Source organism: Cetobacterium sp. (assembly GCF_977044495.1).
In genome coordinates, this window is record NZ_CDRRQU010000030.1 from 1 (window position 1) to 13932 (window position 13932).

The window sequence follows — 13932 nt, forward strand, 5'->3', positions numbered from 1 at the left end:
ACAATGCGATAATACTTGAAGACCTTAATATGAAAGGTATGAGTCAAGCATTAAACTTTGGCAAATCTGTTGCTGACAATGGGTGGGGAATGTTTACAACTATGCTTCAATACAAATCAATGTTTTTAGGTAAACAAACAATTAAAATTGACAAGTGGTTTCCATCATCAAAAACTTGTTCATTTTGTGGTTCAGTAAAAACTGAATTGCCACTATCTTCAAGAGTCTATAAATGTGATGAATGTAACTCAGAGATAGATAGAGATCTAAATGCAAGTATAAATATTCGTGAGGTTGGTAGAGAACTACTAGCCTATTAAAATATATATCAGGGTAGGAACTACCCGTAGAGCGTGATTAATATATCCGACATGAGTCAGATACTTCCCACGAAGCCCCGCCCTCTATTAGGGAGGTGGTAGTTCACTTTTTGATTTCATCTTTAATTATTTTTCCATCCATAATTTCAATTACTCTATCACACATATCAGAAATACGCGGATCATGAGTCACAATTATAAAAGTTGTTTTAAATTTAAGGTTAATTTCTCTTAGGAGTTTATAGATTTGTTTACTACTCTCTGAGTCTAAATTTCCAGTGGGTTCATCCGCTAAAATAATGTCAGAATTATTCATAAAAGCACGGGCGATAGCTACTCTTTGTTGCTGTCCACCAGAAAGATTGGAGGAGTTTCGATCTATAAAATCTTTTAATCCAACATACTCAAGAAGCTCAAGAGCTCTTTCTTTCTCTTTTTCGGTATCAGAACCATACTTTATCCAAGTTGGCATTAAGACATTTTCTAAAACATCAAATTCAGAAAGTAAAAAGTGAAATTGAAAAATAAAACCGATAGATTTGTTTCTAAAATTTGCCATCTCATTATTGGTAAAGTGAGAAATATTCTCCCCTTTAAACAGTATATCTCCTGAAGTAGGTTTGTCAAGTGAACCGATTATATTGAGTAGAGTACTTTTTCCACTACCGCTTTGACCAATTATAGCGACAAATTCTCCTTCATAAAATGTTAAATTTATATTATTAAGGACTTTTGTAATAACTTTTTTACCGTATGATTTATCGATATTTATAAGTTGTAAAACCTCTTTACTCACCTTTAATCACCTCTATAGGACTAAGTTTCATACATTTTCGTGCCGGGACAATACCAGAAATTATACCGGATAGAGTAGAAATAAATATTATTAATACTAATTTTTCAGGATGAACAGCAATATTAAATGTCGGTTGAGCTAGTTTTATATAAGTTTCGATTATTCCTAGACCAAAAAATAAACCCAGTATGGAACCTAAAAAGCCGATTAAAGCTCCTTGAATTATAAAGAGATAACCTGTGGATTTATCAAGAGCACCCATAGCTTTAAGAATACCAATCTCTTTCATCTTTTGAAGAACGGTGATTAGAAGGACGCTGGCAATGCTCATAGAAGTAGCAAGAGTTACAACTACTTGAATTATAAAGCTGGTATCAGTTTGAGATTGTAATGCTTTTAAGATGTTTTCAGCATCTCTTGTCCAAGGGACGACCTCTAAATTTGGATATTGCTTTTGAAGAGTTTCCGCTAGGGTTGGAGCGTCAAAAACATCCTTGATTTGAATATTAATATGAGTTATATCTCCTTTTTTATTAAAAATTCTTTGAGCTTTATTGATATCCATTATAACAAGATTAGTATTTGATGCGACGTTTTCTAAGTCAAAAATTCCAGAGATACGAACAATTTCTAGTTGTCCATTGGGGAGGGTAAGTTGCATAATATCGCCAGTTTGAAGTTCATAATTTTGAGCCAACCTTGTTCCAATTAAGATATTGTCAGAATTAAGGGTTGAAGTCCCTGATATGATTCTGTTTATTATGTTGTAGAGTCTATCTCCAGAGTTTAGTTCCATTCCTCGTATCGTTAGAGATGTAGTTTTGCCATCTCTACTGTAGATAGCATTTCCTTCTAAAGTTGGAACAATGACATCAATTTTTTCAAAAGTATCTAGATACATTGTAATCTCCTGAAAATCTTCAATTTTATTTCGAGTAGTCGGAAAATTACCATAAAGAATTGGCATATCTTCTATAAGTAGTAGCTTATCTCTCATATTTCCGTCGTCGATATATATGTGAGGGGAATCTCCAAGAATTCTTTGTATAAGACTAGCTTGTAAGGATGTAATAAGAGAGGCTATAAAAATTTGTACAGCAACTCCTAGGGCAATGGCGGAGATTATAAAAAGAGATTGCCCTTTATTATGAGTCATAAAATTAATACTAACTCTAAATTCATATCTCATTTCAACAGCTCCTTTAAAAAAATATTTTTACAACTCATGAATCAAAAGAGGGAGTTACACGAATATTATCAGTTATATTTTTAGGGGACAAGACAACGTCGCCATTCTCTAATCCCTTTGTAACAATAAAGCCATCAATTACAGGAGTGCCTTCAATTTCAACAAGTTTTGATTTATTATTTTTTAGTATATACACATATGTTTTATTTTTCTTTTGTATTATATAAACACCTTGAAGAAGAATAGAATTTTTAAAAGTTTGTCCTTCGATAATGCTGTTAACAGTGCTGTTGAATAAAAATTCGGGTAAAATAGTTTCAATATTTCCTCTTATTTCAAGAGTTCCAGCGGTATTATCTACATTATTACTGGTATAATATAACTTTCCTAAAGAAAATTTAGAAGTGTCAGCATAGGGATAGATTTTAATGGGAGAACCCAAATGGATTCTATTAGTATATTTTTCATCTAAATCGATACTGACTACTTTTTCATTATTGGAGGAGACTTCAAACATATTTGTGTAGGGAGCGACTGTTTGACCAACCTCAACATTTCTTGTGGTGATAAACCCATCATATGGAGCGTAGATATAATATTTTGAAAGATTTTTTTGTAGGGAAATCAAAGCATTTTCAGCAGATTTTACGCTTTCTAAGAAAGATTTATTGGTAGAACCTCCAGTTTCTAAAGTTTTTAAATTGAGTTGAGCATTTTTCAAAGTATTTTCAGCATTGATAAAGGCTTGTTTTTTTAAGTCATAATCTAGTTTACTGATGTATTTTTTCTTAAACAGATTTTGATAGTCAAGAAATTCATTTTTTGCAATATTATAGTTGATTTGAGAAGAAGATAATTGGGATTTAGCACTTTCAAAATTAACAGTATTGACGGTAGCTAAATCAAATTTTGCCTTTTCATAAAGAGCTTTTGCTTGATTGATATCGGCCTCAATCTCTTGGGTGTCAAGTTTTGCAATAATATCTCCTTTTTTTATTGGTTCACCCTCTCGAATGTATATGTTTTCAATAGTTCCGTTGATGCCAGATGTTAGAAGAGAAAAATTTTTAGCTTGAATAGTTCCAGTCACAAGAATTTTTTCTGTATAATTTTCTTTTGTAACTTTAGTAGCACTTATTTTATTACTCATAAAATAAAAATAAAGAAAAATAGAGAGTAAAATAACTATAATTAAGGAGTATATAATCCACTTTTTTTTCACTTTGAACCTCCATCAATTTGTTATAGACTAAACTTATTAAATAAGTAATGAGCGATATGTTTCAAAAGCAACATAGTATTGTAAAACTACAACATTATATGAAACACTGGCTTGAATAAATTGTGAAAAAGAAAGAAGATAATCTATGGTAGAGATAAGACCTCTTTCATAACGAGCAGTATCGATATTCAAATTTTCCTTAGTTGCTTGATAATTCTTCAAATTAGAGTCTATTAATTTTTCAAATTTAACAATTTGTAGATATGCGTCAGTAACATTGATTTTTATATTATCTTGAGTTATTTTGCTATTAGTCTCTTGAATTTTTTTATTATTTTTAGCCACTTCGTAGTTATCTAAGTCTTTTCCAAAATTAAAGACATTCCATGTGAAGGTAAGACCAGTACTCCAAGAATCACTCATGGTCTCACTATACTTTTTTTTCTGAACTCCGCCTAATTGAGCGAAAGCATTTATTTGGGGAAGTAAATTTGCTCTGGCAATAAGTGCTTCAGCCTCGGATAACTCCAAATTATTTTCGGCTATTTTAGCCAAAAGGCTACCGGTTAAAGCGTGAGACAGGTTTGAGGAAAAATCTATTGTCTCAGAAAAATTGGAAGGTATTATAAATCTTTTTAAATTGATATTTTCTTGTTCTGAAATACCAGTGAGTATTTTTAAATTTAATTTTTGAATTGTAATTTGATTTTGAACATCAATAATTTGAGACTCAAGTTCCAGTATAGAAGATTCAGTTTTTAGAAGGTCAGCCAGTGTGACAAGATTCATTTTTAATTGCTCTTGTTGACTATTATAAGTTTCTTTTAGTTGATTCTTGGATGAAGTATAGATATGTAAATTGTTTTGTAAAATTAAAATATTGCAGTAGATATTGATTGTATTTAGACGTGTATCTCTTAAAGTGGAAAGGTAGTTTAAGTTTGCGATATTTTTGAAGGCTTTTGCACCTTCGATTCCACCTAAAATAGTTCCTCCTTGAAAAATTGGTTGATAGATCGTGAGCGCCTGTTGATATGTGGTTTTGGTATTACTGTTGTTTGCAATTGTCCTTGTGTATTCTGAATTTTCAAAGGTTCCATTTAGAACAATATTAGGAAGAGCAGTTTTTAGGGCAATGCTCAAATCCAACTGAGCATTTTCAAGTGAAACTTCAGAATTTTTTATTGTTTTTTCATTTTTTAAAGTTAAATTTATAGCGTGTTCTAAAGTTAGTTCTTGAGAAAACGCGGGAACTATAAAAAGAAAGAAATATATATACAGATTTTTCATAAAGCCTCCCGTAAACTTTAGTTATTATTGATAATACTGAAGTTGGATAATATTTCATTCTTTTTTTATAAAATAACTATTTTTTTAAAAGAAGCTCCCTAAACTCTTTTGCAGTCATTCTATTACTTTTAATCTCTTTTTCTACTTTTATAGGTGCTACTACTTTAGGAGTATACAGAGAATTAGTGAGGGAGTTAATATGCGTAATAGCTACAGCTATGGCATCAGCGGCATCATCTGGCTTAGGAATTTCATCTAATTTTAAAATCTTTTGGACCATCAGTTGTACCTGTTTTTTATCAGCTTTACCATACCCAGTAATTCCCATTTTAACTTGAAGTGGTGTATAGCTCTCTATCTGCAAATTATTTTTTTTACCAGCTAGGATGATAACTCCTCTAGCTTGTCCAACACTGATAATAGTTTTATTGTTTTTAAAAAAGAAAAGTTCTTCAATAGCCATAAACTGTGGGGCATATAAATCTATAATCTCTTCAAGTTCATTAAAAATCTGTAGAAGTCTATCCTCCATGGGAAGATTTTTATCAGTAAAAACACAACCATATTTTATTAAATTAATTTTATTTTCCTTATAATCCACAATAGAGTATCCAACAATTGCAGTACCCGGATCAATACCTAAAATTCTCAAAAAAATCACCTCCAAAATAGTGTAGCATGAGATAAGAAAAAAAACTAGGAGGTGTATATAAGTTTAAAAATTATGATATAATAGAAGGCATAAAAAAGACAGTGTAATAGGAGAGTATATATGATTTTAAAAAGAGCTATGGCAGCCCAAATAATAGAGGAGTTAAAAAGACAAAATAAAAAAGTAGTTTTTACAAATGGATGTTTTGATATTTTGCACGTGGGACATCTAAGTTATCTAAATGATGCCAAAAAGCAGGGAGATATCCTTATAGTGGGAGTAAACTCAGATATGTCTGTAAAAAGATTAAAAGGTGAAAGCAGACCAATCAACAGTGAGGTGGATAGAGCTGAAATGCTGTGTGGATTAAAGGCGGTAGATTACACAGTTATATTTGAAGAGGATACTCCATGTGAGTTATTGGATGAATTAAAACCTTCGATTCATGTGAAAGGTGGAGATTATACAAAGGATGAGCTTCCTGAAACAAAAATTGTAGAAAGAAATGGTGGAGAGGTTAGAATTTTAGGATTTGTAGAGGGAAAATCTACAACAAATATTGTTAATAAGATACAAGGATAGGTGGAGTATGAAAAAAATATTAACATTTGCTGAGTTGGATATTTTGGCTGAAAGATTGGCAGATTATGTTGTGCCAAATACAGTGATAGCATTGATTGGTGATTTGGGTACTGGGAAAACAACTTTTACAAAAACTTTCGCAAAAGCTTTAGGAATAGATGAAAATTTAAAAAGTCCTACATTTAACTACGTTTTAGAGTATTTGAGTGGAAGATTACCTCTTTACCACTTTGACGTATACAGACTGGGAAGTCCTGAAGAGATTTATGAGATAGGTTTTGAGGACTACATAAATAATGATGGAGTAGCACTGATTGAATGGGCAAATATAATAGAGAGCGAATTACCTAAAAAATATATAAAAATAGAGTTCGAATATGCTTTAGATAAAGAGGACGAAGAGGTTAGAAATATTAGTTTAGAGTATGTAGGGGACAAAGAGAAAGAGGAGGAGATGTTAAAATATGTTAATTTTGGCAATTGATACATCCACAAATATTGGAACAGTAGCTATATACGATAGCAAAAAAGGAGTTGTTGGGGAAATCACTTTGAACGTCAAGCAGAACCATTCAGCAATAACAATGACAACCATAGACACATTATTCAATTTGACAGGAATAGATAAAAAAGAAATCGATAAGATTGCGGTGAGTATTGGACCGGGTTCATTTACAGGAATAAGAATTGGAGTTGGATTAGCTAAAGGTTTAGCTTATGCACTGAAAAAACCAATTGCTGGAATAAATGAACTTGATTTGCTTGCTAATATATACAGTGGAGATAAAAAAGTTATAGCAATGTTAGATGCAAGAAAGGAAAGAGTATTCTCTGGAGTATATAAGAAAAAGGATGATGAGTTTGTCTTAGATGGAGAATATGTGGCTGAAGAGTTAGAAAATGTATTAAAGAGCGTGGATGAACAAACTGTGTTTGTTGGAGATGGAGCTTTTGCATATGAAGAGATAATAAGAGAAAAACTAGGAGATAGATGTTTTTTTATTAGGAAATCTTTAAATATACCTAGAGCTTCTTTGTTGGCTGAATTAGCTGAAAGCAAAGAGGATAATCTATTCACTCTCGAGCCATACTATGTGACAAAATCTCAAGCTGAAAGAGAAAAAGAAAGCAAATAAATATCGAGGTGGGTTTATGAACTCTTTTAAATTGAAAGATGGAATCTATTGGGTTGGAGCGTTGAATCCAGACCTAAAAGTGTTTGATGTGATTATGGAAACTCAATTTGGAACTACGTACAACTCTTATTTAGTTAAGGGAAGTGAAAAAATAGCGGTGTTTGAAACTGTAAAAGAAAATAAATTCCAAGAGTTTTTAGAGAGGTTGAAAACGTGTTTGGATGATGTTAGTAAAATTGATTATATTGTGTTGAATCATACAGAACCAGATCATTCAGGGTCTGTTGGAAAATTACTGGATTTAGCACCAAATGCCAAAGTTATAGGCTCAAAAAATACGATAGAGTTTTTAAGAGGTATATTGAATAAAAATTTTCCTCATATAGTCGTGGAACACAATGACACTATATCTTTAGGTAATAAAACTTTAAAATTTATATCAGCTCCATTTTTACATTGGCCAGATTCAATCTATACCTATATAGAAGAGGATAGATATTTAGTGACCTGTGATTCTTTTGGTTCACATTTTAGTTTTGATGGTATCTTGTTATCGAAAGTTCCAACTGAAAGACAAAGAGACTATATGATTGCTTTAAGGTATTACTATATGTGTATATTTTCTCCTTTTAGAAAGTATGTGCTAGAGGGAATTGAAAAAATTAAAGACTTAAAAATAGATATGATACTTCCGGGACATGGCCCTGTTTTAGATATAGATATTGAAAAAGTTATACAGACATATAAAAATTGGTCCACAGTAAAAAATCCGAATGAATTTAAAACTATTATAATCCCGTATGCGACAGCTTATGGTTATACAAGAGAGTTAGCCCAAGAGATTGAAAAAGGAATAAAAGATTACAACTCCACCATAGAGGTAAAAAGTTATGACTTAAATATAGATAATTTTGGGAAACTAGAAGGAGAGATTTTAAGAGAATTTCAGTGGGCTGATGGGATATTATTTGGAAGTTGTACTATAAATGGGGATACGCTACCGGTTATTTGGAATCTATTAACTTCACTCAATCCGATTGTTCATGGTGGAAAATATGTTTCGGCGTTTGGAAGCTACGGCTGGAGTGGTGAAGCGGTTCCAAATATAGTATCGAGATTAAAAGAGTTAAGAATGTTTGTCATAGATGGCATGAAAGTCAACTTTAGAGCTTCAAGAAGAGATTTGGATACAGCATTTGAGTTTGGAAAAAAGTTTGCTGAGCATATGTGCTTGAAAACTTTTCCAGAAAAGGCGGTGGATTCAGTTATGGAGAACTTAAATCCGGACAGAAAATTAATGAGATGGACGTGTAGTGTCTGTGGGGAGGCGTATATTCAAATTGACCCACCAGAGGTTTGTCCAGCGTGTGGAGTTGGAAGGGAATATTTTGTACCGTCATCACTGGATAAGAAAATTGAAAGAAATGATATTGAAGAAAGAATAGTTATAGTGGGAGGAGGAATTGCTGCTCTATCTGCTGCTCAAATAATTAGAGAAAGAAATGACAAAGCAAAAATACAGGTTTTGTCTGGAGAGAGGGAGTATCCATACTATAGGACATTGTTGTCAGAGATGATTGGAGAAAACGTTTCTAGAGAAAAGTTTCTAGTAAAACCAGCGGAATGGTACAAAGATAATAGAATTGACATCTCTTTAGGAACGACTGTTGAAAATATTGACTCTAAGAAGAAAATCATCAGTACGGCTGATGGAAAAGAGTTGGCATATGATAAACTTATTGTGGCTACAGGAGCAAGAGCAATGATTCCAAGTATTGGGAATTCACATCTAGAAGGAATATTTACCGTTAGAAATAAAGAGGATGTAGATACAATTAAAGATTATTGTGTAGGAAAGAAAAAAGCTGTTGTAATAGGTGGAGGAGTTTTAGGATTGGAGTCTGCGTGTGGGCTTCAAAAGTTAGGTTTGGAAGTTTCTGTTATTGAGATGATGCAAAGAATGTTACCAAGACAACTGGATGAAGAGGGATCAAAAATATTTGAAACGTGTATTGATAAAAGCAATATAAAACTTTATAAAAATTCTAAAGCGGAAAAATTTGATGGAGACAAAAAAGTGACAGGAATTCATTTGGATAGTGGAGAAGTAATTGAAACGGATATTGTTATAATTAGCTCTGGAATAATTCCTAATAAAGAGTTGGCCGAAAAAGCTGGGATATCTATAAATAGAGGAATCATTGTCAACGAAAGGATGGAAACTTCTATAAAAGATATCTATGCGTGTGGGGATGTAGCTGAGTATAAAGGAAATATAATAGGTCTATGGCAGATATCCCTAGAGCAAGGAAAAGTAGCTGGTCTTAATGCTATTGGAATCGATAAAAAATATGAGGATAGGATACAACCGGTTACTTTTGAGGGAATGGGTACAAAAATATTCTCAGCAGGAGGTGTTTTAGAAACTCAAGACTCCATTTGTGAAAGAGATTATGATGATTTAATATACAAAAAATTGAACTTTAAAGGTAATGAACTTTCTTCAGGAATATTGATAGGAGATATAGAGAAAGGGATAGTTATAATTAAAGGATTAAAAGATAAAGAAAAAAAAGGAAATTTATTAAAAAAGTTCTATAATTAGGTAGTAAATTAAAATTGACAAAAATAATTGTCTATGTTAAAGTACAAATATATTTTGAAGGAATATTTTCCGTATTAAGGAGGAAAAAATGGGAAACGTTTTAAGTTTAAATAATTCAAATTTCAAAAGTGAAGTTATTGAATCAAAAGGGTTAGTACTAGTTGATTTCTGGGCCGATTGGTGTGGACCATGTAAAATGTTGGCGCCAATTTTAGAAGAGCTTTCGGGAGAAACTGAAGCAAAAATTTGTAAAGTGAATGTAGATGAAAGTGGAGATTTAGCAGGAGATTATGGAATTAGAAGTATTCCGACAATGATTATATTTAAAGATGGAGTTAAAGTTGATCAGATTGTTGGATTAAGACAAAAATCAGAGTTGCTAGAAAAATTGAATTCTTATTAAAATAATAAATAAAAAGGTTGCTACTGGCAACCTTTTTTGTTTTATGATATAATTAAAATCAACATAAAATGGGAAAATGGGAGGGCCAATGAAAAGTAAAATCTACTTAATTTTAGCTTTGATGGTTGTTGCAATAACCAGTTTAAAAGCACAAACAGAGAAGATTGATGATTTACAAAATGAAGTTGAGATAGACTTAAATTCGGATACAATGACTTCGACAGAGGGAGTAAATGTAAGATATGGATCTTTAAAGTTAAAAGCTTTTGAAGTTAAAGTTGACAGAGATAGAAATAGAGCTTATATTCCGGGGGAGTTTTATTTAGAAGCAGATGAGCCTACAGGAAAATTAAGAATGGATTCGTTAGATGGAGAGTTTGATACGGAGGGTAAAACTGGAAGTTTTGGTAAGAGCTTTGGATATCTTGAGGTCGGTCAAGTAACAGGTGCAGAAAAACCAAATGACAGAATCTATTTTGGTGGAAATAAAACAGAATACTTAAATGGAAAAACTTATTTAAGAGATGCGTGGTTTACAACCGATCCTAAAATTCTTGAGAATAGAAATCCAGAAGAAGTAGGGTATCACTTGCAATCCGATACAATAGTAGTTGAGCCAGATAAACAGGTGACTTTTAGAAATACAAATCTTTTTATAGGAGACACAGATGTAATCCCATTTTCATTGCCTTGGTATAGATTTAATATAAGACAGGGGTCAGAAGTTCCTTTATTCCCAAGTTGGGGAAATGATGATGACTATGGATGGTATATTACATCAGGAGTTTTATGGGGAGATAAGGATAGTAAGTTCAAAGGTGGTATAGCACCAAAGTTTGGAGATCAAATTGGTTTTTTAATAGGTAGAATGGAAAATTGGTATGATTTTGGAACTTATGGAAAAGGACAGTTAAATATCAATGATTGGTTGGTGGATAAAAAAGCAGATGGAAATGATGTAAAAAGAAATTTCAATAGATGGGATTTTAATTATAATCATAACTATTCTGGGGAGTATGGGTTCTTTAATTTAGATTATAAAAATGCTACATACAATATGATTCCAACTTTAGAAGATGCGATAGATAAATATTTTTATGGGACAAGAAATCAAAAAAGAGAGGGTAACACTTGGAAATATGTTGATGGTATTCCAGATCGTGGAGGAAGTCTAGGGTTTTATACATTGAATACAGAGCTGAAGAATCTAGGAGAGGATAAGGATATCAGCCTTAAAGCTGATGTGAATCTTGTTTCCAATAAAAAAGTGTATGGGGTAATAGTTGCAGACCAGTTAGATGATATGGATTATGGAGCATCTGCTGACTATGATTTGACCAGTGATGTATCCATTAAAAAAGAAAACGATAAGTATTCAATGGGAGCATACTATAACTATCTTTACGATATGGACCCAGGATCAACGAAGCAGGATTTACAATCAAGAGCTGAGAATTTTGGATTTAATTTTAATGATAAGGTAAATAAAATTGATATCTCTTATGATGATAAAACGGGAAATAAATTTAGAGAATTGAATTCATGGGAAAGAGACCCTAACTTTAGTAAGTTAGACAATCAAGGATTTTATGGAATAAAATTCGATTATACTCCGTGGACTGTAGAGCAATATAGTATATATGATAGCAAAAACTTAAAAACTTCTTTGGGAGAGTATCACCTATATAAAGATGTATTTTATAAAGTTGGTTATGATTATACTGAATTTGAGCATAAATTAAATCTTCAAAATGATCCATTTAGAAAGACTGCTCTATTTGATGGAACTACAAAGACCAATAATTATAGAGATTTACAATATAATAGATATGAAAATATTATTTATAATAAAACATCTGAAAACAGGGCTTATGTTGATTTTATGTATGATACCTTGAAGTTGACAATAGCTGGAGGTAATACTAAAGAGGAGATATGGGATAGAGAAGGAATTTATCACTATGCTGATATAAAAAATCCATGGTCTAGAAACGCATATAGAATCTATATAAATGACTCAAATTTCTATGAAGTTGGTTTATCTGATGAGAAATTATCATTTTCAAAATTTGGAAATCTAGAAGTATACGGAAATGTAAGATTTGATCAATATGATAAAGGGTATGATGACTTACTTGATAAAAAGGTATCAACTGATGATAGTTCAACTAGGTATAGAGCTGGGTTAACTCATGATATAACACTATTTGATAATAGTGATAACAAAGAGAGAAAGATAGATTTATCATTAATTAACAAGTTAACTTATATGTTTCAAGATTACTCTTATAATTCAGATTCTAAGATTACTAAAGATGTGAGAATGGGACATAAAGATAATATTCAGCAGGTTACAGATACAGCGACTTTTGATTTAGGAAATACTCAAACTATCTACAAAATTGATTACAAAGAGATAAAAAGAGCTAGTAATGACAATAAAAAAGGTGAAATTTTAAAACAAAATCTAGACTTTTTAATAGATGATAAAAACAGTTTTGGTTTAGAATATGGGTTAGATAAAAGATTTACGGATTATAATGAGAAAAAGGAAAATCATAACGATTTAACTTTTGAAAATTATGGTGCAAATTATAGATATGCCAATAACTATTTTTACTATAAAAATCGTAGAATTGATTCAAGTATCTGGGAGATAGAAAATGTAAATGATGCTGAAGAAAAAATTAGAGAAGATATTTATGGTTACACTTACAAATTTGGAAAGAATAAGTTGAATTTAGAATATATTCAAGGTAAAGATGAAAGAGATGAGTTGGGTGCAAAGGTAATCAACACTGAGAACAAAACTTATTCGGTTTCTTATTTAGTAGGTGGAGATGTGGAGCACTTATATAGAGCTAGTTATGAGGATTATAAAAACGCAGGAGAATGGAATCCTACATTGAATAGATATAATTCAGATATAATCTATCTGGCTTATACTTATAAAGATAAAAGATTTACAGATGCTGAGTTAGTATCATATGCATCAGCGGAATATAATAAAACTCCAGATCAACTGTCACAAGTGGAGATAGATAGAATTAGACAGGTTCTTGAGGATAGAGAAAATTCTCGAGTTAGAACGTTTAACTTAAATAGAATAATAGACGATAGAACATATTTCGGAGATTATAAAAGAGGTTTCCATGCGTCGTTAATGATGCAAAGAAATGACAAGAGATATGAGGAAACAGGAGATTATTTGAAATCTTTAGAGGAGTTAGAAGGAAGATTATTTTATTCATATAATAGGATAGGAATAGGTTATATATATAATCAAAAATCTAACTATACAAATTATGGTGCTGTGGATATAAAAAATGCAGGATGGAAAGATTCTGAAAGAGAACATGAGTTTAGTTTAAATGCTAAGATTGGAAGACCAAGCGAAGGTTGGAGAACAAAAGCTTATGTTAAATTCTATGATCAACTTGGTGGAAGAGGAGAGAGTGGAAGAAGCACATTTGATGGTTTTGGTGTTGAGCTAGGAAAAGAGTTTGGATATTATGAATGGGCAGTTGCTTATAAAAGAGATTATTCATATAGAACAAAAGATTATGAGTGGAGTATGGCTGTTCAATTCAAACTATTGACATTCCCAACAAGCAATATATTTGGGTTAGGTGCAACAACTGATAAAAATAAAAAGACAACTCCAGATACATATCTATTCAATGGAATTAAAATAGATGATCTAGAGAAGTAATAATGGAAGAAAAGGAGAAAAGAAC

12 protein-coding genes are annotated in these 13932 nt (G+C 31.6%); 7 read left to right on the plus strand and 5 right to left on the minus strand.

Annotated elements, in window-relative coordinates; genetic code table 11:
- Positions 1–320: RNA-guided endonuclease InsQ/TnpB family protein (locus ACWI69_RS08185; protein WP_448821353.1), on the plus strand; the 320-nt coding region annotated here is incomplete at its 5' end.
- Between the two features lie 103 nt (positions 321–423).
- On the opposite strand, the gene ACWI69_RS08190 is transcribed toward ACWI69_RS08185, so the two are convergent.
- From ACWI69_RS08190 to ruvC, 5 genes are all read right to left on the minus strand, one after another.
- On the minus strand, positions 424–1116 hold the full coding sequence (locus ACWI69_RS08190) for an ABC transporter ATP-binding protein (protein ID WP_448821354.1): 693 nt from the start codon (positions 1114–1116) through the stop codon (positions 424–426).
- Positions 1109–2305: an ABC transporter permease gene (locus ACWI69_RS08195; RefSeq protein ID WP_448821355.1), complete on the minus strand. Its 1197-nt coding sequence runs from the start codon at positions 2303–2305 to the stop codon at positions 1109–1111. The genes ACWI69_RS08190 and ACWI69_RS08195 overlap by 8 nt, the downstream gene beginning before the upstream one ends.
- 34 nt (positions 2306–2339) lie before the next feature.
- Complete coding sequence (locus ACWI69_RS08200) at positions 2340–3527, minus strand: efflux RND transporter periplasmic adaptor subunit (RefSeq protein WP_448821356.1); 1188 nt, start codon at positions 3525–3527, stop codon at positions 2340–2342.
- A 36-nt stretch (positions 3528–3563) separates the two neighbouring features.
- Positions 3564–4817, minus strand: coding sequence for a TolC family protein (locus ACWI69_RS08205; protein WP_448821357.1), 1254 nt, complete (start codon positions 4815–4817; stop codon positions 3564–3566).
- A gap of 76 nt (positions 4818–4893) precedes the next feature.
- Complete coding sequence (gene ruvC, locus ACWI69_RS08210; RefSeq protein ID WP_448821358.1) at positions 4894–5469, minus strand: crossover junction endodeoxyribonuclease RuvC; 576 nt, start codon at positions 5467–5469, stop codon at positions 4894–4896.
- A gap of 120 nt (positions 5470–5589) precedes the next feature.
- On the opposite strand from ruvC, the gene rfaE2 reads away from it, so the two are divergent.
- The 6 genes from rfaE2 to ACWI69_RS08240 all read left to right on the plus strand — a co-directional run bounded on the left by rfaE2 (position 5590) and on the right by ACWI69_RS08240 (position 13907).
- The gene (rfaE2, locus tag ACWI69_RS08215; protein WP_448821359.1) at positions 5590–6051 is read left to right on the plus strand and encodes a D-glycero-beta-D-manno-heptose 1-phosphate adenylyltransferase; all 462 of its coding nucleotides are present in this window, start codon (positions 5590–5592) and stop codon (positions 6049–6051) included.
- A gap of 7 nt (positions 6052–6058) precedes the next feature.
- On the plus strand, positions 6059–6535 hold the full coding sequence (gene tsaE / locus ACWI69_RS08220; RefSeq protein WP_448821360.1) for a tRNA (adenosine(37)-N6)-threonylcarbamoyltransferase complex ATPase subunit type 1 TsaE: 477 nt from the start codon (positions 6059–6061) through the stop codon (positions 6533–6535).
- Positions 6516–7187, plus strand: a complete 672-nt coding sequence (gene tsaB, locus ACWI69_RS08225) for a tRNA (adenosine(37)-N6)-threonylcarbamoyltransferase complex dimerization subunit type 1 TsaB (RefSeq protein WP_448821361.1) — start codon at positions 6516–6518, stop codon at positions 7185–7187. Before tsaE ends, tsaB begins: the two co-directional genes overlap by 20 nt.
- A gap of 16 nt (positions 7188–7203) precedes the next feature.
- Complete coding sequence (locus ACWI69_RS08230) at positions 7204–9792, plus strand: FAD-dependent oxidoreductase (protein WP_448821362.1); 2589 nt, start codon at positions 7204–7206, stop codon at positions 9790–9792.
- 88 nt (positions 9793–9880) lie between these two features.
- Positions 9881–10195: a thioredoxin gene (gene trxA, locus ACWI69_RS08235; protein WP_448821363.1), complete on the plus strand. Its 315-nt coding sequence runs from the start codon at positions 9881–9883 to the stop codon at positions 10193–10195.
- A gap of 88 nt (positions 10196–10283) precedes the next feature.
- A complete protein-coding gene (locus ACWI69_RS08240) occupies positions 10284–13907 on the plus strand; it encodes a hypothetical protein (RefSeq protein WP_448821364.1) in 3624 nt (1207 codons plus the stop codon).
- Positions 13908–13932: the final 25 nt, after the last annotated feature.